At 72.6% G+C, this 18648-nt stretch carries 17 protein-coding genes and 1 pseudogene; 6 read left to right on the top strand and 12 right to left on the bottom strand.

The features are described from left to right. Window positions 1–47: 47 nt before the first annotated feature. The 3 genes from ACFQ6S_RS00330 (at window position 48) to ACFQ6S_RS00320 (ending at window position 3289) form a co-directional block, all read left to right on the top strand. On the top strand, window positions 48–641 hold the full coding sequence (locus ACFQ6S_RS00330; RefSeq protein WP_383404236.1) for a TetR/AcrR family transcriptional regulator: 594 nt from the start codon (window positions 48–50) through the stop codon (window positions 639–641). Next, window positions 638–1987: an MFS transporter gene (locus ACFQ6S_RS00325; RefSeq protein WP_383401213.1), complete on the top strand. Its 1350-nt coding sequence runs from the start codon at window positions 638–640 to the stop codon at window positions 1985–1987. The genes ACFQ6S_RS00330 and ACFQ6S_RS00325 overlap by 4 nt, the downstream gene beginning before the upstream one ends. A gap of 66 nt (window positions 1988–2053) precedes the next feature. Beyond that, complete coding sequence (locus tag ACFQ6S_RS00320; RefSeq protein WP_383401211.1) at window positions 2054–3289, top strand: serine hydrolase domain-containing protein; 1236 nt, start codon at window positions 2054–2056, stop codon at window positions 3287–3289. 11 nt (window positions 3290–3300) lie between these two features. Here the strand turns inward: ACFQ6S_RS00320 and ACFQ6S_RS00315 are convergent, their stop codons facing one another. Both ACFQ6S_RS00315 and ribA read right to left on the bottom strand, forming a co-directional pair. Further along, a complete protein-coding gene (locus tag ACFQ6S_RS00315) occupies window positions 3301–4440 on the bottom strand; it encodes an NAD(P)/FAD-dependent oxidoreductase (protein ID WP_383404234.1) in 1140 nt (379 codons plus the stop codon). A 163-nt stretch (window positions 4441–4603) separates the two neighbouring features. After that, window positions 4604–5272 carry a GTP cyclohydrolase II gene (gene ribA, locus ACFQ6S_RS00310; protein ID WP_383401209.1) on the bottom strand — a complete coding sequence of 223 codons (669 nt, stop codon included), beginning with the start codon at window positions 5270–5272 and terminating at the stop codon, window positions 4604–4606. A 41-nt stretch (window positions 5273–5313) separates the two neighbouring features. Here ribA and ACFQ6S_RS00305 point away from each other — a divergent pair, with 41 nt between their 5' ends. After that, complete coding sequence (locus ACFQ6S_RS00305) at window positions 5314–6102, top strand: creatininase family protein (RefSeq protein WP_383401208.1); 789 nt, start codon at window positions 5314–5316, stop codon at window positions 6100–6102. A 146-nt stretch (window positions 6103–6248) separates the two neighbouring features. Here the strand turns inward: ACFQ6S_RS00305 and ACFQ6S_RS00300 are convergent. The 5 genes and pseudogenes from ACFQ6S_RS00300 to ACFQ6S_RS00280 form a co-directional block, all read right to left on the bottom strand. Continuing rightward, window positions 6249–7310: pseudogene (locus ACFQ6S_RS00300) on the bottom strand (YbhN family protein); the annotation flags it as partial. Continuing rightward, window positions 7307–8254, bottom strand: coding sequence for a class I SAM-dependent methyltransferase (locus ACFQ6S_RS00295; RefSeq protein WP_383401206.1), 948 nt, complete (start codon window positions 8252–8254; stop codon window positions 7307–7309). The gene ACFQ6S_RS00295 and the pseudogene ACFQ6S_RS00300, both read right to left, overlap by 4 nt. Before the next feature lie 116 nt (window positions 8255–8370). Next, complete coding sequence (locus tag ACFQ6S_RS00290; protein WP_383401204.1) at window positions 8371–9579, bottom strand: glycosyltransferase family 4 protein; 1209 nt, start codon at window positions 9577–9579, stop codon at window positions 8371–8373. Next, entirely contained in the window at window positions 9576–9974 is a 399-nt protein-coding gene (locus ACFQ6S_RS00285; protein WP_383401202.1) for a 6-pyruvoyl tetrahydropterin synthase family protein, read from the bottom strand. Before ACFQ6S_RS00285 ends, ACFQ6S_RS00290 begins: the two co-directional genes overlap by 4 nt. Window positions 9975–10084: 110 nt before the next feature. Next, complete coding sequence (locus ACFQ6S_RS00280; protein WP_383401201.1) at window positions 10085–11065, bottom strand: dehydrogenase; 981 nt, start codon at window positions 11063–11065, stop codon at window positions 10085–10087. 108 nt (window positions 11066–11173) lie between these two features. Between ACFQ6S_RS00280 and ACFQ6S_RS00275 the strand changes: the two genes are divergently transcribed. Further along, a complete protein-coding gene (locus ACFQ6S_RS00275) occupies window positions 11174–11941 on the top strand; it encodes a CDP-alcohol phosphatidyltransferase family protein (protein WP_383404232.1) in 768 nt (255 codons plus the stop codon). A gap of 6 nt (window positions 11942–11947) precedes the next feature. On the opposite strand, the gene ACFQ6S_RS00270 is transcribed toward ACFQ6S_RS00275, so the two are convergent. The 5 genes from ACFQ6S_RS00270 to ACFQ6S_RS00250 are packed head-to-tail and all read right to left on the bottom strand — an operon-like array spanning window position 11948 to window position 17515. Next, complete coding sequence (locus ACFQ6S_RS00270) at window positions 11948–12385, bottom strand: GNAT family N-acetyltransferase (RefSeq protein WP_383401199.1); 438 nt, start codon at window positions 12383–12385, stop codon at window positions 11948–11950. 10 nt (window positions 12386–12395) lie between these two features. After that, window positions 12396–13625 (bottom strand): MDR family MFS transporter, encoded by a 1230-nt coding sequence (locus ACFQ6S_RS00265; RefSeq protein ID WP_383401197.1) that lies wholly within the window; start codon window positions 13623–13625, stop codon window positions 12396–12398. Next, window positions 13622–15418, bottom strand: coding sequence for an ABC transporter permease subunit (locus tag ACFQ6S_RS00260; protein ID WP_383401196.1), 1797 nt, complete (start codon window positions 15416–15418; stop codon window positions 13622–13624). Before ACFQ6S_RS00260 ends, ACFQ6S_RS00265 begins: the two co-directional genes overlap by 4 nt. A gap of 3 nt (window positions 15419–15421) precedes the next feature. Beyond that, window positions 15422–16918, bottom strand: coding sequence for an ABC transporter substrate-binding protein (locus tag ACFQ6S_RS00255; protein ID WP_383401195.1), 1497 nt, complete (start codon window positions 16916–16918; stop codon window positions 15422–15424). Between the two features lie 42 nt (window positions 16919–16960). Then, window positions 16961–17515, bottom strand: coding sequence for a GNAT family N-acetyltransferase (locus ACFQ6S_RS00250; protein WP_383401193.1), 555 nt, complete (start codon window positions 17513–17515; stop codon window positions 16961–16963). 182 nt (window positions 17516–17697) lie between these two features. Between ACFQ6S_RS00250 and ACFQ6S_RS00245 the strand changes: the two genes are divergently transcribed. After that, the gene (locus ACFQ6S_RS00245) at window positions 17698–18645 is read left to right on the top strand and encodes an ATP-binding protein (RefSeq protein WP_383401191.1); all 948 of its coding nucleotides are present in this window, start codon (window positions 17698–17700) and stop codon (window positions 18643–18645) included. The last annotated feature ends 3 nt before the right edge of the window (window positions 18646–18648 follow it).

Here is an 18648-nt window from a genome sequence, read left to right as displayed (position 1 = left end):
ACACCTTCCGGTAGACACTGTCTACTCGATCATGGTAGACAATGTCTATGCAGGCTTCGCGGGAACAGGAATCCGATCAGGGGCTGCGGGCCCGGCTGGTCGACGTCGGCGTGGATCTCGTGTCACGGGAGGGCGTCCAGGCGCTCACCCTGCGGGAGATCGCCCGGCGGGCCGGCGTCTCGCACGGCGCCCCGCGCCGGTACTTCCCCACCCACCTGGAGCTTCTGTCGGCCATCGCGCGCCGCGGCTTCGACGAGCTGGGGGCGCGGGCGGCAGCGGCGGCCGGTGAGGGCGCCGCGCATCCTCGGGTGCGGCTGACGGAGCTGGGGCGGGTGTATCTGGAGTTCGCACTCGGCAATCGCGGCATGTACGAGCTGATGTTCCGTCACGATCTGCTGGAGAGCGGCCACTTGGGACTGCGCGACACCAGTCTCCCGCTCTTCGGCCGCCTGGTGGACCTGGTCGGCCGGGTGCGCCCCGACGCCGACGCCCGTCTCGTCGCGGGCGCGCTGTGGGCGGGCCTGCACGGCGTCGCCCAGCTGTGGGGCTGGGGCAGCCTCCAACTCGCCACGGGCGCCGATGACTTCGCACCCGTGCTGCGGTCGGTCCTGGACGCGCACCTCGGGCCGGAGGGCGAGTGAATCCCCGCCTCACCCTCGCGAGCAGCGTCGTCGGAGCCGTGGTCGTCGCGCTCGACGGCACCGTGCTGACCGTCGCCCAGCCCGCCCTGCAACGCGACCTGGGTGCCTCATTCGCCCAGGTCCAGTGGACCAGCACCGGCTATCTCATCGCGGTGGCGAGTCTGCTGGTGTTCGCCGGAAGGCTCGGCGATCGCCATGGACACCACCGCCTCTTCGGCATCGGCATGCTCGGCTTCGGGGCCGCGTCGGCGGGGATCGCCCTGGCACCCGGCATCGGCTGGATGATCGGACTGCGGGTCGTGCAGGGCGTGTTCGGGGCGCTGCTCCAACCGGCCACGCTGGGGATGCTGCGGGCCGCCTTCCCGCCCGACCGGCTGCGCACGCCGATCGCCGTGCGGACCGCCGCGATCGGGGTGGCGGCCGCCGCCGGGCCGGTGCTGGGCGGTGCGCTGGTGGCGGGGCCGGGGTGGCGGGTGGTGTTCCTGCTGAACGTCGTGCCGGCGATCGTCCTCGGCGGGCTCGCGCTCAGGGTTCGACCCGCGCGCCATGTCTCTCCCGTCCGGCTGGACGTGCCGGGAGCTCTCCTTCTCGCGGTGACCCTGGCCTCGCTGGTCCACGCGCTCGTAGCACTGCCGGGCTGGGTCTGGACGGCCGCGACCGCCACGGTCACCGCTGCCGCCTTCGTCCGGCACGAACGCCGCACCGCCGGCCCGCTACTACCGCCGGACGTGATCGGATCGGCGGCCGTCGGATCGGCGCTCGGCATGCTGGTGGCCGCGTCGGCGGCGCTGTCCGGCTCGCTGTTCGCCGGCACGTTCCTGCTACAGGACACCCTCGGTCTGGACCCGTTCCGCAGTGCCCTGGTCAGTCTGCCGCTGGCCGCGTCGATGGTGCTCGCGGCCCCCGCGTGCGCGGTGCTGCTGCGCCGGGTCGGGGCCCGGCGTACGACCGTGGCGGCGATGGCGGTGCTCGCGCTCGGGATCCTCGTGCTGTCCCGGGAGACGGCGATTGAGCTGCTCTGCGTGGCGTTCGCCCTGGTGGGGGCAGGGTTCGGCACGGTGATGGTGGCGGCGACCCATGTCGTCGTACGGGAGGCGCCCGTCGAGTCGGCCGGGGTGGCCGGCGGGCTCCAGCAGACCGCGATGAACGTCGGGCCGGTGCTGGGCGTGGCCGTCGCGACCGCCCTCATGGGAACCGGCGGTGACCCCGCGCGGCCGCCGGCCGTCCTCGCCGCCCTCGCCCTGGCCGGAGCCGCGCTGGGCCGTGCGCTACCGGGGCGGCACGCCATCACCCCGGACGATCATGGCCATTCGAAGGACCGTACACGCGTTCCTGCGCAACGATGAGATCAGAGGCCGTTCCGGCGGGGTATGCCGGAGCGCACCCTCGTCGTAGGAATTCGGAGGAGAGCGATGGCACTGCTGACACAAGAGGTCGACCCGGGTGAGGCCGGACTGGACGCGAAGGCGCTGGACCGCCTCGACCAGTACTTCGCCCACTACGTCGACGAGGGGCGGCTGCCCGGCTTCCTGGTGTCCGTCGCCCGCGGTGGACGCGTCGCCCACCTCACCACGCACGGCCACCGCGACATCGCGGCCGGGCTGCCCGTGGAGGCCGACACGCTGTGGCGGATCTACTCCATGACCAAGCCGGTCACCTCGGTCGCCGCGCTGCTGCTGGTGGAGGAGGGCAAGCTGTCGCTCGACGACCCGGTCGGCCGCCATCTGCCCGGCTTCGCCGAGCCCCGGGTGTATGTGAGCGGCTCCGGCGCCGACATGGTGACCCGCCCCGCCGACGGGCCGATAACCGTCCGGCATCTGATGACCCACACCGCCGGGCTGACCTTCGCCTTCTACCACACGCATCCCGTCGACGCCCTGTACCGCGACGCCAATCTGGAGTCGGCGGTGCTGCCGGGCTCCGACCTGGCCGGGACGGTCGATGTGTACGCGAGCCTGCCGCTCCAGTTCGAGCCGGGCACGCAGTGGAACTACTCGGTCGCCTCCAACGTCCTCGGCCGGGTCATCGAGGTCGTGTCCGGGCAGCGGCTCGACGAGTTCTTCGCGGAGCGGATCTGCGGGCCGCTCGGGATGACCGACGCCGGCTTCTGGGTGAGCGACCGACAGGGCGACCGGCTCGCCGAGTTGTACGGCGAGAAGGAGGGCGGCGGTATCGAGGCGATCCCCGGTCTCCCGCTGCGCGGCGGGCGTCCGCGCTTCCTGTCCGGCAGCGGCGGTCTGGCGGCCTCCGCCCACGACGTCCATCGCTTCATGGAGCTGCTGCGCCGCGGCGGCGAACTCGACGGCACCCGGCTGCTCGCCCCCGAGACCGTGGACCTGATGACGTCCAACCTGCTTCCGGGAGGCGCCGACCTGCGTGCCTTCGGCAGCCGCCCCGCCCATGACGAGTCCGGCAACGACGGCCTCGGCTTCGGCCTCGGCGTCTCCGTCGTGATCGATCCGACCCGTACGAAGGCCCCGACCACCCTCGGCTCCTACGGCTGGAGCGGGGTGGCGACCACCACGTTCTGGGTCGACCCGCGTCACGATCTGACGGTGCAGTTCATGACGCAGGTACGGCCGAAGACCTCGCACACGATGTTCCAGGACCTCAAGCGGCTCGTGCAAGAGGCCCTCATCGGCGAGTGAGTCCCCGCCGGTCAGACGCGGTTGGCCTCCGGACGCGGGGCGTCGGCCGCGAACCGGCCGGCGCCCAGGGGGCCGACGTCCACGAAGGGTGTCCGGCCGAGGTACAGATCGCGGACGACCTCGCCGACGGCCGGGCCCTGGAGGAAGCCGTGGCCGGAGAAGCCGGTCGCGTACAGGAAACGGGACACGGAAGCCGCCTCGCCGATCAGCGCGTTGTGGTCCGGGGTGACCTCGTACAGGCCCGCCCAGCCGCCGGTGCGGCGCAGGTCGAGCAGGGCGGGCGCCCGGCGTTCCATGGCCGCGGTCAGCCGGGGGATCCAGCGGTCGTGGGTGTCGGTGGCGAAGCCGGGCCGCTCGTCGGGGTCGGACATGCCGAGGAGGAGGCCGGGGCCCTCGGTGTGGAAGTAGAGGCTGCTGGTGAAGTCGATGGTCATGGGCAGCCGTGGCGGCAGTCCGGCGACGGGTTCGGTGACCGCGATCTGCCGGCGCAGCGGCAGCACCGGCAGGTCCACGCCGACCATGGCCCCGATCGCCCGCGACCAGGGCCCGGCCGCGCAGATCACGGTGTCGGTGGTGATCCGCGCGATGGTCGTCGTCACGGAGGTGATCCGGTCGCCGTGCAGTTCGATGCCGGTGACGTCGTTGCGGCGTAAGATCCGCGCCCCGTACGCGCGGGCGGCGGACGCGTAGCCGTGGACCACGGATTCCGGGGTGCAGTGGCCGTCGTCCGGCGAGAACGCGGCCGCGAGCAGCCCGTCGGTGGTGATCAGCGGGGAGAGGCGCTGCGCCTCGGCGGGGTCGATCATCCGGCTCGGCACCCCGAGCGCGTTCTGGAGCCGGACGCCCGCCTCGAAGCCGGCGACCTCCTCCGGCGTCGAGAGCAGGAACAGATAGCCGACCCGGTGCAGCCCGATGTCGTACCCGGTGTCCTCCGCGAACCGGTCGAACGCCTCCAGACTGCGCGCCCCGAGCTGGATGTTGAGCTCGTCCGAGAACTGCGCGCGCACCCCGCCGGCCGCCTTCGAGGTGGAGCCGGAGGCCAGTTCGTCCCGCTCGACGAGGACGACGTCCCCTACGCCTGCGCGGGCGAGGTGGTAGGCGATGCTGGTGCCCATCACACCGCCACCGATCACGACAACGCTCGCGTGCATGTCCACGGGCGGACCTCCTCGACCGACTCGACCAGAACCCCTGCGACGCCATCCATACCGGAACGCGGGCCGGGAAATCCCTCGTTCTCTCGCTCCGCCGCCGGCAGGAGCGAATGCGGTACGGCACCCGGCGGCACCAGGTCCGGCCGAACCACCCCGCCGATCAGGACAGGTGGGCGACCGCGTCCAGGTGGGGCAGGTGGTGGTCGAGGCGCTCCCGCTTGGTGCGCAGGTAGGTGATGTTGTTCTCGCACGGCGGGATCAGCAGCGGGACCTGCTCGGCCACCTCGATGCCGTGCCGCACCAGCGCCTCGCGCTTGCGCGGGTTGTTGGACATCAGGCGGACGGAGTTGACGCCCAGGTCGTGCAGGATCTCCGCGGCGACGCCGTAGTCGCGGGCGTCCACCGGCAGTCCCAGCGCGAGGTTGGCCTCGACGGTGTCCAGGCCCTCCGCCTGAAGGGCCATCGCGCGCAGCTTGCCGAGCAGGCCGATGCCGCGCCCCTCGTGACCCCGCAGATAGACGACGATGCCGCTGCCCTCCGCGACGACCGCGCGCAGCGCGGAGGCCAGCTGGTCGCCGCACTCGCAGTGCTGGGAGCCGAAGGCGTCCCCGGTCAGGCACTCGGAGTGCAGCCGGGTGAGCACGTCGTCCGCGCCTATCTCACCGTGGACGAGGGCCACTTGCTCGTCGCCGCGGTCGTGATCGAGGTAACCGATCGCACGGAATTCCCCGTACACGGTGGGCAGCGGTGCATTCACCACGCGTTCCACGCCGGAACGCTGCGTCCGCGGGGCGGACTTCTTGCCGAGGACGCCAATTTTTTCTGTCATGATTCTTCAGATCCTAAGCAGAGACGAAAGGCCGTGAAAAGATGAGTGGTTCGCAAACGCGGCCGGTGGCACACTCGCTGGTGCCGGCGGACACCACCGAAGACGTACGGACGCGGGGAGCGGGCGTCTCACGACAGGTGGCGGTCCTTCCCGTCGGGAGCTTCGAGCAGCACGGTCCGTTCCTTCCGCTGGCGACCGACACGCTCGTGGCCTGCGCCATCGCGCGCGAGATCGCCGCCGCGTACCCGGTGCACCTCCTTCCGCCGGTGACGATCGCCTGTTCACACGAGCACTCGGCCTGGCCGGGGACCGTCAGCATCTCCTCCGTGACCCTTCATGCGGTGGTACGGGACATTGCGGCTTCGCTCCGCCGGTCGGGCGTCGACGCCCTGGTGCTGGTCAACGGGCACGGCGGAAACTACGTACTGGGCAACGTCGTTCAGGAGTCCTCCGCGCGCGGTGAGCGTATGGCGCTGTTCCCGGCCCCGGAGGACTGGGAGGGGGCACGGGAGCGGGCGGGGGTGGAGACCTCGCTGCTCACCGACATGCACGCGGGGGAAATCGAGACCTCCATCCTTCTGCACGCTCATCCCGAATTGATCCGACCCGGTTATGAGACTTCCGATTTCGTGGCGGACGACCGCCGTCATCTGTTGACCCTCGGTATGTCCGGCTATACCGATTCCGGTGTCATTGGCCGTCCTTCGCTGGGTTCCGCGGAAAAGGGGAAGCGACTGCTGGCGAGCCTCGCTGATTCCTTCGGCGCGTATGTGTCACTGCTGACCTCCGCGGACGATTCCGTAGCGGACACGGGAGACGCACGAAAATAGCCGCTGCGTCCCGGGTCCGCCACGGTACGGGCGGACCCGGATCCCGCGCGCAGCCCGGCGTACCAGCGGGCGACCAGGACGATGAGGCCGGGCAGGGCGGCCACGAAGCTGAGCACGCCGTACACGACGGATACGGCCAGTCCCGTGGTGGCGCCGAGACCGGCGGCGCCGAACGCCCAGGCGGTGACGCCCTCTCGGGGGCCCCAGCCGCCGACGTTGAGCGGCAGGCCCATGGCGAGCAGGGCCAGTACGGCGAGCGGCAGCAGGGCGGCCACGGAGGCGCCGGATCCGGCGACCCGGGCGGCGAGCACGAACATCCCGAGGTGTCCGGCGAGCACGACGGCCGAGGAGAGGGCGACGCCGGGGCCGTTGCGGCGGGAGAGCAGGGCTTCCCGTGCCTCCTCGAGGGTCGTGCGCAGCGCCGTCGGGTTGGTCCGGTCACGGCGGGAGGGCGTGCGGTTCATGCGCACGGCGGCGACGACGGCGAGCGCGCCGACACCGGCGAAGAGGATGAGCGGGGTGATGTCGCGGGCCTCGTTCAGCACCGGTGACGGCATGGTCAGCAGGATGCCGGCGCCGACGACCGCGAGGACGAGCTGACCGGCCGTGCGCTCCAGCACGACCGCGCGGACCCCGCGTCCCAGGTCACCGGCGCTCTGCCCGTGCCGCACCGCCCGGTGCACATCGCCGAGGACGCCGCCCGGGAGGGCCGCGTTGAGGAAGAGGGCCCGGTAGTAGTCGGCGACGGCCGGCCAGAGCGGCAGCCGGATGCGCAGCCCGCGCGCCACCAACTGCCAGCGCCAGGCACTGAACACGGTGGTGACGAACCCGATCCCGAGCGCGCCGGCCAGCGCCACCGCGTCGATCCGCCGCAGTCCGTCCAGGAAGACGCCGGTACCGAGGCGCCAGAACAGCACGCCGAGGATGACGACTCCGACGGCTGTACCGAAGTGGGTCCGCACGGTGGGGGTGTTGAGGCGGGACAGGACAGTACGCAGGCGGCCGCGGTGGGACTCGTCGGGGCCGGCGTCCGGGCGGGGCTCGGTGACGATGATGCCGATGCGGGAGGGGGAGACGGCCGCGGGGACGAGGGCGCCCCTGCGGACCGTCAGGACCGGCACGGCAGGCGCGGTCGTGTGCACCTTCGGAGCCGCCCCGAGGGCGTCGCGGCGGGTGGGCTGCGTCTTCGCCACCGTCTCCACGCTCATGACGCTCCGCCCGTCGGTCGGCACAGTGCCAGCAGGTCGCTGTGGTGGACGACGACTCGCAGCTCGCCCGCCCGGCAGGCGGCGAGGCGTTCGCTCAGGTAGCGGTCGGCGCGCTCGCGCAGTTCGGGGCGCTCCTCGACCGCCGCGCCGACCCAGCCGCGCAGCCACTGGGCGGTGAGCGCCGACTCGCCGGGGCCCAGCCGCCAGGGGCTCGGGTGCACCTGGACGGTGGCGCCGTGCTCGGAGAAGGCCTCGGCCGCCGCAGTGATCGCGTCCGGGCCCAGCATGCCCGAGCGCCGCTGGTGGGCGTTGAACGCCTCGGCGATCTCCTGGTCCAGCGGGTCGGACGGGCTGAGTTCGACGCGTCCGGCGACGGAGAGCGTCAGCAGCGCCGGGCAGCCCGCGCCCGCGCAGGCGGCGGCGAGGGTGTCGACCTCCTCGCGGGTGAGGACGTCGAGCAGCGCGGACGCCGTCACCAGCGAGGCGCCGAGGAGGGCGTCCGCGGTGAGGCGGCCGACGTCACCGCGGCGCGTCTCGACGGTGACCCGGCTGCCGTCGGCGGACGAGCGCGGTGAGGCGACGGCGGCGAAGTGCAGCAGGTACGGGTCGCGGTCGTGCAGGACCCAGTGCTGGGCACCGTCCAGGTGCGGCGCGAGCCAGCGGCCCATGGAGCCGGTGCCGCAGCCGATGTCGTGGATGGCCAGTCCGCCGGGCCGCCCGGGCAGGTTGGCGAGCCGGATGCGCAGCGGGTCGAGCAGGTCGTGCGCCCGCGCGGCGGCGTCGGCGCCCTCCCGCAGCTCCAGCCACTCGGGGGCGTAGCGGGGCGGGTCCTCCGGCCCGGCGTCCCTGAGGCGTATGGTGGCCCGCTCTCCGGGACGGAAGCTGGGCCCGGCACCGAGGATCACGGCGTCGTCGTCGGACGCCGGTACGGACACGCCACTCACGTCATCCTCCGCTGAAACGATCCCGCTGTGCGCCTCGTGACCGGTCGAGTCCGTCGCGTCCCTCGGTCCCGGCTGGACCGGAATGGCCCCGCCGCTCTGTGCCGTCGCCGTCTTCCTCATGCCGCCCTCCGGGGCTCGTTGGGCAGTCGGCCCAGTACCGTGGCCAGGCTGCGGGCCGTGCCGGCCCAGCCGTTCAGGGCGGACCGGCGTCCCCGGGCCGCCGCCTTCAGCCGGCGTCGTACGTCCGCCTCGCCGAACCAGCCGCGCAGTTCGACGGCGATCGCGGCGGGGTTCTCCGGCGGGACGAGGATGCCGGGGACACCGCCGTCGGGGGCGCGGCCGACCGCCTCCGGCAGCCCGCCGACGTCGGTCGCCAGCACCGGAATACCGCGCGCCAGCGCCTCCGTCACCGCCATGCCGTACGTCTCGGCGTAGGAGGTGAGCACCATGAGGTCGGCGGCGTTGTAGCTGGCGTCGAGTTCGGCGCCGGCCTGCGGGCCCGCCAGGATCAGCCGGTCCTCCAGGCCGTGCTTCGCGATCAGGGACCGCAGATCGGCGACGTACTCGGGATCCTGGTTCAGCCCGCCCACGCACACACAGCTCCACGGCAGGTCGGTGACCGCCGCCAGTGCCTCCACCAGCCGGTGCTGTCCCTTGCGCGGCGTCACGGCGGCCACGCACAGCAGACGGGACACTCCGTCGGTGCCGGCCGCGAGGGGCGCGATGTCGGCGCCGGGGGCGGCGACATGGACCCTTTCGGGCGCGAGGCCGTGGTGGGAGACGAGGCGGCGGACCGCCCAGTCGCTGGTGGCGATCACCGCGGGGACCGCCCTCAGCACCGTGCGTTCCCGGGTGTCCAGGTCCGCCGCTACGGCCGGCTCCAGCCCCGTCTCGTCGCCGAGCGGGAGGTGGACGAGGACCGCCAGGCGCAGTCGCTCGGCCTCGGGGACGATGATCTCGGGCACGCCGCAGGCGACCAGACCGTCCAGCAGGACGACGGTGCCGTCCGGGAACTCCCGCAGCGTACGGGCGAGTTCCGCGCGGGCCGCCGCTCCGGGCCGGGGCCAGCTGCCGTCCACGGCGTGCTTGTGCACCTGCCAGCCGAAGCCGGGCAGATCCAGACACACCCGCCGGTCATAGGCGTTGCCGCCGCTCGGGGCGGCCAGGTTGTCGACGCCGCCCGGCAGGACGAAGTGCACGGAGCGCAGGGACATGGGGATGATCTCGGCGTTCTTCAGGACGGAGTGCTGTACGGGCACATAGCCGAGCGTGACCTTGTCCGGCTGCCCCGGGGACACGTTCTTCTCCAGGGTCGTGTCGGTCACAGCGCACGCTCGTAACTCGCCCACGCGATGTGCGACTCGTGCAGTGCGACGGTGAGACCGGCCAGGCCCCTGGCGCCCTCGCCCAGCGCGCCCTTCTCGATCCGCTCGGCCAGCCGGTCGGCGATCACCTTGGCCAGGTACTCGGTGGAGGTGTTGATCCCGGCGAAGTCGGGCTCGTTGTCGAGGTTTCTGTAGTTCAGCTCAGCGACGACGGCACCCAGTTCCCGTGTGGCCAGTCCGATGTCGACGACGATGTTGTCGTCGTCCAGCTGCTCGCGCCGGAACGTTGCGTCCACCAGGAACGTCGCTCCGTGCAGACGCTGCGCGGGTCCGAAGACCTCGCCGCGGAAGCTGTGGGCGATCATGATGTGATCGCGGACGGTGATGCTGAACAACGGACACCCTCCAGGTGCGGTGCGTTCCTCATCCCCCGCTGATCGCTGCCGGGGATGTCGTGTAGTACGGCTCTTCGCTTCCCCGCGTTCAGCCCCCTCTCACTCTTTTCTCAGGTCAGCGCGTACCTGATGCGGTGGCAGAGCGCCGGGATCTCCCCGGAGGCGAGTTTCGGCATCACCTCGGGCAGCTCTTCGAAGGTGCTCTCCCCCGTGACGAGCGCGTCGAGGGCGGGATCGGCGAGCAGGTCCAGGGCGAGCGCGAGCCGGTCGGCGTAGCTGCGGGTGGCGCTGCGGGCCGGGGAGACGGTGCCGACCTGGCTGCTGCGGATGACCAGCCGCCGGGAGTGGAATGCCTCGCCGAGCGGCAGGCCGACCTGGCGGTCGCCGTACCAGCTGAGTTCGAGGACGGTGCCCTCGGGCCTGAGCAGTTCGAGCGACCGGGCGAGGCCCTGTTCGGTGGCGCTGGCGTGGACGACCAGGTCGCATGCGCCGAGCGCCGTCCCGGGTGAGGCGAAGTCGACGCCGAGGGCCTCGGCGACCTCGGCCCGGCGCGGATCGGCGTCCACCAACTGGAGGCGTACGCCGGGGAAGCGGGCCAGCAGGGCGGTCACCGAGCAGCCGACCATGCCGCCGCCGACCACGGCGATCCGGTCGCCGACCAGGGGCGCGGCGTCCCAGAGCGCGTTGACGGCGGTCTCGACGGTGCCGGCGAGGACGGCGCGGGCGGCGGGGACGGTGTCCGGTACGACGGTCACGGCGCTCGCGGGGACGACGTACCGTGTCTGATGCGGATACAGGCAGAAGACCGTACGGCCGACCAGTGCCGTCGGCCCTTCCTCCACCACCCCCACGCTGAGATAGCCGTACTTCACCGGTGCGGGGAACTCGCCCTCCTGGAACGGCGCCCGCATGGCCGCGTGCTGGCTCTCGGGGACCCCGCCGCGGAACACGAGTGTCTCCGTGCCCCGGCTGACCCCGGAGTACAGCGACCGCACCAGGACTTCGCCCTCGCCCGGCTCCGGCAGGGCGACCTCCCGGACCTCTCCCTCTCCCGGAGAGCTGAGCCAGAACGCACGTGCGGCGCGGTTCATCGGGATCCTCCTGAACGATCGTGAAGCCGTGCACGTACGGAGGTGTGCACAGGTCGCGCACAGTACGCGGCCTTGATCGTCTCTGTCATCTGGCCGGAGGAATGCGCGGTGGCCCTGAACAACACTTACGACGCAAGGCTGGTACAGCAGGAGACCGCGGTGGGAGCGGGCGTGCAGATCCTGTTGCTGGCCCTGCTCGGTTCGGCGATAGGCATGGGGCCGGCGGGCTGGCTGACCGGCCTCGTCTTCGCCATCGCCACGTGGGCACTGCTCTCACTGGCCCTGTACCGCTCCGGACTCCGCCGGTTCGGCCCGGCCAACCGGGTCACCCTGGGCCGCGCGACGCTGGTGGGCGGAGTGACGGCGCTGGTCGCGGACTCCTTCCAGAGTTCACCGCCGGTGACGCTGTTCGTCGGTCTGACGGCGGTGGCCCTGATTCTGGACGGCGTGGACGGGAAGGTGGCCCGGCGCACGGGCACGTCCACGGCGCTCGGCGCACGCTTCGACATGGAGGTGGACGCGTTCCTGATCCTGGTGTTGAGCGTGTACGTCTCGATGTCGCTCGGTCCCTGGGTCCTCCTGATCGGCGCCATGCGCTACGCGTTCGTCGCCGCCGCCCGCGTCTGGCCCTGGCTCAACGCCCCGCTCCCTGCGAGCACGGCCCGCAAGACGGTCGCCGCGCTGCAGGGTGTGTTCCTGCTGCTGGCCGCGTCCGGCTACCTCCCCTACGCGGCGACGTTCGCGGTCGCAGCGACGGCTCTGGCGGCGCTGGTCTGGTCGTTCGGCCGGGACATCCTGTGGCTGTACCGGACGTCGCGTACGGAGAAGGTCTCGGTGCCGAAGGCGTCGGGGGTGCGGGAACTGGTGGCGTCCTGAACGCGGTCAGCCGTCGAGCGGCATCCGGTACACCGTCGACTCGCGCACCGCGAACCCCAGTCGCTCGTACAGCCTGTTCGCCGCGGCCCGGTCCGGCCGCGAGGTGAGGTCGACGGTCCGCGCCCCCGCCTCCCGCGCGAGCCGTACCGCCTCCCCCATCAGCAGTCCGGCGACGCCATGACCGCGCGCCGCGTCGTCCACGACCACGTCCTCGATCCGCGCGCGCAGCCCCGAGGGCACAGGGACCATCACCAGGGTCAGGGTGCCGACGATCTCGCCGTCCGCCCGTGCGACGAGCACCGTGTTCGCGTCGCACCCCACGATCCGGCCGACCGCCGCCAGGTCTAGGGGCTCGGCGGTCCGGGAGAGCTGTGGCAGCAGCCGGCCGAAAACGGCCACGAGTTCCGTGCCCGCCTCCCGGGCGATCTCCACCGAGACGTCCATGCCGTGCACCCTACCTGCGCGGCAGCACCCCGATGGCCGCGAGCGGTACGGCCGCCAGCGCCAGCCAGGGCACGGCCGCGGGCAGGCCGGAGTCCAGGAGAGTTCCCGTGGCCGAGCTGCCGACGAGGACGATGAGGCCGGAGACCGAGGACAACGCCCCGGTGTAGAGGCCGAGGCGGCCCTCCTCGGCAAGGTCGGGTACCCAGGCGCGGGCGACCGGGGCGATGAGCATCTGGCCGAGGGTGAGCAGGACGACGAAGCCGGCCGCGGGCAACAGGCCCGCCGTGCCCGTCCAGCCGTTGGGGCGCGCCGCGGCGACGACCGCGAAGCCCGCCGCGATGAGCAGCAGCCCGGCCACCATGGACCGGCGCAGCGTGAGCCGCTCCCCCACCCACCGGGTCACGGGCAGCTGGGCGATCACCACCAGCAGCGAGGACAGGGCGAACAGCCAGGCCAGTGCCGATTGGGAGCCGGTGGCGCGTTCCACCTCGTCGGGGAGGGCGAGGTAGAGCTGGTTGTAGGCGAGCAGGTAGGCGCCGTACGCGCAGCACAGGGCGATGAAGCGGCGGTTGCGCAACAGCTTGCCCGCGCCGCCGCGGAACCCGACCCCTCCTCGCCCGGGTATGTGCTGCGGCAGCAGCCACGCGTGCCCAGCGAGGACGAGTACGAAGATCCCGGCGCCGGCGAGGCACACCGTGCGGAAGTCCACGGACAGCAGCAGCGCGCCCAGCAGCGGCCCGACGAACGCGCCCGCCTGCCCCGCCACCGTCAGCAGTGCGAGGACCCGGGTCCGGGAGCCGGCACCCGACTCCTCCCACAGCACGGCCTGCCGGGCCACCTCGGACTCCACGGCGGGCGAGAACAACGCGGCGGCGAACCCGATCAGCAGCACGGCCCCGATGACCGCCCCGGTCTCCCGTGCGTACCCCAGCCACACGAACCCGCCGATCCGCAGCACGCACCCCGTGAGCACGACCGGCCTGATCCCGTACCGGTCGGCCAGCGCCCCGCCCACCACGAAGAGCCCCTGCTGGCTGAAGGTCCGCAGCCCCAGCACGAACCCGACCAGCCAGCCCGCCATGCCGACGGCCTGCCCCAGATGCTCGGCGAGGAAGGGCAGGACGGCGAAGAAGCCGATGTTGAAGGCGAGTTGGGTGACGATGAGAAGGCGGAGGAGAGGGGACAGACGGCGGGTTCGGTCGGGAGCCGCCTTGCGGAAACCGAGCGCCGACGGCGTCATCGGACCGCCACCAACTCCCTTGTGTCCGACTGCTGTTCGGGCTCAGTCACGACGGGCTCGGCCTTGCGACCTCGACGACGCACGCGCCGCACGCCTCCGGCCGCCGTCACCGCCAGCGCACCCAGCAGGGCGAGTACGGCGGCGGGCGCGAGGACCGCCCAGGGGGCGCGCTCGGCGTAGGGCTGGTTCTCGGCGAGGAGCAGACCCCACTCCGGCGAGGGCGGCTGGGCGCCCAGGCCGAGGAAGGCGAGCGAGGCGAGCGCGAGGGCGATGCCGGGCAGACGCAGCAGGGCGTGCCGGGTGACGGGCGGGACGACGGCGGGCAGCAGCTCGTGGCGCAGCAGATACCAGGGGCCGGCGCCCAGGGCGCGGGTCGCGGTCAGATGGAGGGCGGCGCGTTCCTGCCGCAGCAGCGCGGAGGTGTGGGCGGCGAGCGGTGTCCATGCGACAGCGGCCACGGCGAGCGCGGGGGTGGCGTCGCCGCCGCCGACGACCGCGGTGACGAGCAGGGCGACGAGGACCGGCGGCAGCGCGGTGACGGTGTCGACGAGCGGCCCGGACAGCCGGGGCAGCAGGCCGAGCGCCAGCCCGGTGACCAGGGTGACGGCGGTGATCGCGAGGGCGAGCAGCAGGGTGTCGAGGGCACCGTGCGCGACCCGGGCGAGGACGTCCCTGCCGAGGGCGTCGGTGCCGAACGGATGCGCTCGGGAAGGGGCCGCGAGTCGCTCGGCGGTGTCAAGGGCCAACGGGTCGCGCGGCAGGCCGAGGGCGACTACGGCCACGAGCAGGCCGCCGTAGAGGAGGGGCAGGATCCTGTGGGCGGGCGGCGACGGCCGGTGCAGGGACGGCAGCGCGCCGTCGCGCAGGGCCGGGCCGATCAGCAGACGGGTCAGGAGGTGGGCCAGTCCGGCGGCGGCCGCGCCGAGCAGGACGAGGGCGAGCGTGCCGGCCTGGAGGACGGGCAGGTCCTGGGCGAGGGCGGCCTGGAGGGTGGTGCGGCCCAGGCCCGGGATGTCGAAGATCTGCTCGACGGTGACGGCCCCGCCGGTGATGCCCACGACGAACAGGCCGGTGTTGGGCAGCAGTCCGGGCAGACAGCGGCGCAGGGCCTGGCGGGCGACCGTCCGGCCGGGCAGTCCGCGCGAGGTGGCGGCGAGCGCCCAGGGCTCGGCGAAGGCGCCGGGCAGCAGGTCGTCGAGGAGCCGGCCGAGGACGGCTCCGGCGGGCAGACCGAGGGCGAGGGCGGGCAGGATCGTCCACTGGGGGCCGTACCAGCCGAGGGCGGGCAGCCAGCCGAGTTGCACGCCGACGACGGTGGCGAGGACGGACGCGGTGAGGAACTCGGGCAGTGCGGCGAGTACGGCGGAACCGCTGCCTCCCGCGCGCCGCCCGTCCAGCCGCCTTCGCGCCCCGAGCCACAGGGTGCGGGCGCAGATCAGCGCGGCGGTGACGGCGGCGACCGCGAGGGCCACCGCCATCAGCAGCAGGGACACACCCAGTGCCTGGAGCACGGCGGGGGTGACCTCGCTGCCTGAGATCCACGACCGGCCGGCGTCCCCGCGCCACAGCCCGCCCACCCAGTCACCGAGCAGGCGGAACGGGCCTGCGTCCAGGCCGAGTTGCGTGCGGATGTCCGCCAGCGCCTCGGGCGTGGGGTCGCGGTCCGCCGACCGGGCCTTGAGGACGGTGAGCGCGGGGTCGGTCTGCGAGAGCCAGGGCAGTACGCCGATGACCGTGATGAGGCCGACCGCGATCCCGACCCGCCACAGCAAGGTGGCCGTGCGCTGTCGCACGGGTCAGCGCCGGGTGCCGACGCCGACGAGGGTGCGCTCGTACGGGTCGAGGAGCGCACCGCTGACGGAGGTCCCGACGCCGGTGATGATGCGCTGGTGGACGAGCGGTACGACCGCGTCGGTGCCCAGGATGCGGGCCTCGGCGGCCATCGCCGCGTCCTGCCGCTCGGCGGTGTCGGTCGAGCGCTCGGCCTTCGCGACGGCCCGGTCGACGTCCTTGTCGCAGAGCTGGGCCATGTTGTAGCCGCCGTCACACGTGTAGTCGCCGGCGAGGATGGAGACGGGGTCGCCGGTGTCGACGAGGGTGTTGCGGGCGAGGACGAAGGCGTCGAACTTGCCGGTCAGCGCGTCGCTCTCCAGCCGCGAGTACTCGCGCACCTCCAGCGTGACCTCGAATCCGGCCTTCTCCAGCTGCTGCTTCAGCACCTGGGCGACTTCCGGGAGTTCGGGCCGGTTGTCGTAGGTGGCGAGTGTGATGCGCGTCCCCTGCGGCTTCCCGGGCTTCGCGCGCCCGACGGGCTCGGTCCGCTTGCCCTCGGCCCAGGTGACGGCGGGGCCGTAGATGCCGGCGCCGGCGTCGGCGTACCCCTCGTAGACGTCCTTGGCCAGCGCGGAGGTGTCGACGGCCTGGCGGGCGGCGGCCCGCAGCGCGGCGTCCTTGAAGGGGCCCTTCTCGGTGTTGAGGAGCAGGCTCGTGGTGCGGGTCGTGGCGGTCGCCTCGCGGGTGGCCTTGTCGAGGGTGGCGGCCTGGGCGACGGGGATCGCCTCGGCGAGATCGACCTGGTCGGTGCGCAACGCGCTTGCTCGGGCGGTGCCGTCGGCGACGAACTTGACGTCGATGCCGGTGGCCTGGGCACGGCCGCCCCAGTAGTCGTCGTAGCGGTCGAGGGTGGCCGCGGTGGTGCCCATGACCTTGGTGAGTGCGAAGGGTCCGGTGGCGGTGCCGACCGGGTCGACGTCGTCCTTCTTGTCGTACGCCTTGGCGGAGAGGACGGCGAGGGAGGGGCCGGCCAGGCGCAGCGGCAGGATCGGGTCGGGGGCGGCGGTGGTGATCCGCACCCCTGTTTCGCCCTCCGTGCGCGCGGTGAGGGTGACGCCGGCGAGGGCGGCCGGGGCGGGCTTCGCCTGCGTGGCGCGGGTGAGGGAGGCGGCGACGGCGGCCGGGGTGACCTTCGAGCCGTCCTGGAAGGTGGCCTCGCGCAGGGTGAACAGCCAGGTGCGGTCGTTCTCCTGGCGCCAGGAGGCGGCGAGGGCGGGGGTGGCGGCGCCGTTGGCGTCCAGCGCGGTCAGGCCCTCGGTGACGCCGAGGCGGCTGAGGATGGTGGAGTCGGCGCCGTACGGCGAGAGGTTCTCGGCGGGCGGGAAGGCGAGGGCGACGCGGAGGCGGGAGCCGGCGTCGGCACCGTCGGCGGACTCGCTTCCGCCGCCGGAGGCGAAGCAGCCGACGAGGGCGGGGGCGAGCAGGAGGGCTAGGAGCGGGCGGAGCCGGTGTCCGTGCATGTGTATGTGCCGGTGTCGGTGTCGGTGTCGGTGTCGCACGGTCTATCGCTCCATGGCTGTCTCGAACGGAATCTCGAAGTGGACGACGCCGTTGCCGCCGTCCTGGTGGTCGTCGCGTTCGTCGTGCACGGCCTTGCCGAGCGAACGCCAGAAGCTCTCGGCGCCGGGCACCTGCGGGTCGGTGTGCAGATACGCGGCGCGGTAGCCGCCCTCCGCCGCCGCGAAGGCGAGCAGCTCCCCGACCAGCCGCCGGGCCAGGCCGCGCCTGCGGTGCTCGGGCCGGACGTAGACGCGGCGCAGTTGCGCGGTCGTGCCGGAGGGGTAGCGCTCGGCGAGGTCGCGCGGGTTCGGCGGGTGGGCCGGGCCCCGGGAGTCGAGGGCGGCGGTGGCCACGACGACACCGTTGTCGCGCGGGTCGAGCGCGACGAGGAGGGTGTGACGGGGCGGGGCGAGGTAGGCGGCGGCCGGGTCGATGATGTCCGCGTGCCAGCGCGGCACATAGCCGGTACCGAAGTCGCGGTAGACGGTGTCGAGCATCAGGGCTCGCGCGCCGTCCAGGTCGTCCGGGCCCGCCGCCCTGATGCTGTAGTCATGCACTTGCACATCATATGCATTAAGCGCAAGAGCTGATCATGACACCCCATGGCACCCACTCAACCCCCGTACGGCTCAGACAATTTGACAGTGATCGCGGGCCGCGGACAACCTACCCACATGACATCCATTTTCAACAACGATGCCCTAATGGTCAAGCCGGTACAGAAGGCAGGCCCCTGCTGATGCGGATCGCATTCGTCGGCAAGGGCGGCAGCGGGAAGACGACACTGTCGGCTCTCTTCTCCCGCCACCTGGCTGGCTCCGGCGCGCCCGTGCTCGCCATCGACGGCGACATCAACCAGCACCTGGCCGAGGCCCTGGGCCACACCGGCGACGCCCTGGACGCCCCTCCCCTCGGCGCCCACGTACGGGACATCAAGGACTACCTGCGCGGCACCAACCCGCGCATCCGCTCGGCCGACGCCATGATCAAGACCACCCCGCCCGGCCGGGGCTCCCGCCTCCTGACCCTGCTCGGCGACGACGAACTGCACGCCCGCCACGTCCGGCGCGCGGGCGATGTGCCGCTGATGGTGACGGGCGAGTTCGACGAGAGCGACCTCGGGGTGGCCTGCTACCACTCCAAGCTCAGCGGGGTCGAGCTCTACCTCGGCCACCTCGTCGACGGCCCGGGCGAATACGTGGTGGTCGACATGACGGCGGGCGCGGACGCCTTCGCGTCGGGCCTGTTCACCCGCTTCGACCTGACCTTCCTGGTGGCCGAGCCGACACGCAAGGGAGTCTCGGTGTACCGCCAGTACCGGGACCACGCGCGGGAGTTCGGCATCCGCATCGCGGTCGTCGGCAACAAGGTGACCTGCGAGGACGACCTGCTCTTCCTCAAGGAGGAGGTGGGCGACGACCTTCTCACCCATCTCGTCCAGTCGTCGTGGGTCCGGGCGGCGGAACAGGGGCGGGAGCAAGGCGAGTTGGAGCCCCACAATGTCCACGCCCTCAACGTCCTGCGCGAGGCGGTCGACGCGCTTCCGAAGGACTGGGCCGCGATCCACGCCCACGCCGTCGAGTTCCATCTGCGCAACGCGCGGGCGTGGGCGGACGACAGGACGGGGGATGACCTGGCGGGGCAGGTGGACCCGGGATTCGTGGCGGGACCTACGGCACGGGTCTGAGGC

This window comes from Streptomyces sp. NPDC056479 (assembly GCF_042795335.1).
Lineage (GTDB): Bacteria > Actinomycetota > Actinomycetes > Streptomycetales > Streptomycetaceae > Streptomyces.
Note: the sequence above shows the minus strand (reverse complement) of the source record. Positions and strands in the feature narration are given on the sequence as shown.

What these genes read in the sequence shown, in the direction of transcription:
- ACFQ6S_RS00315 (WP_383404234.1), bottom strand. Translation starts at nt 4,440, where the DNA reads ATGCACGCGAGCGTTGTCGTGATCGGTGGCGGTGTGATGGGCACCAGC.
- ACFQ6S_RS00265 (WP_383401197.1), bottom strand. Translation starts at nt 13,625, where the DNA reads ATGACGCCGTCGGCGCTCGGTTTCCGCAAGGCGGCTCCCGACCGAACC.
- ACFQ6S_RS00280 (WP_383401201.1), bottom strand. Translation starts at nt 11,065, where the DNA reads ATGAACCGCGCCGCACGTGCGTTCTGGCTCAGCTCTCCGGGAGAGGGA.
- ACFQ6S_RS00245 (WP_383401191.1), top strand. Translation starts at nt 17,698, where the DNA reads ATGCGGATCGCATTCGTCGGCAAGGGCGGCAGCGGGAAGACGACACTG.
- ACFQ6S_RS00270 (WP_383401199.1), bottom strand. Translation starts at nt 12,385, where the DNA reads ATGGACGTCTCGGTGGAGATCGCCCGGGAGGCGGGCACGGAACTCGTG.
- ACFQ6S_RS00305 (WP_383401208.1), top strand. Translation starts at nt 5,314, where the DNA reads ATGAGTGGTTCGCAAACGCGGCCGGTGGCACACTCGCTGGTGCCGGCG.
- ACFQ6S_RS00320 (WP_383401211.1), top strand. Translation starts at nt 2,054, where the DNA reads ATGGCACTGCTGACACAAGAGGTCGACCCGGGTGAGGCCGGACTGGAC.
- ACFQ6S_RS00330 (WP_383404236.1), top strand. Translation starts at nt 48, where the DNA reads ATGCAGGCTTCGCGGGAACAGGAATCCGATCAGGGGCTGCGGGCCCGG.
- ribA (WP_383401209.1), bottom strand. Translation starts at nt 5,272, where the DNA reads ATGACAGAAAAAATTGGCGTCCTCGGCAAGAAGTCCGCCCCGCGGACG.
- ACFQ6S_RS00255 (WP_383401195.1), bottom strand. Translation starts at nt 16,918, where the DNA reads ATGCACGGACACCGGCTCCGCCCGCTCCTAGCCCTCCTGCTCGCCCCC.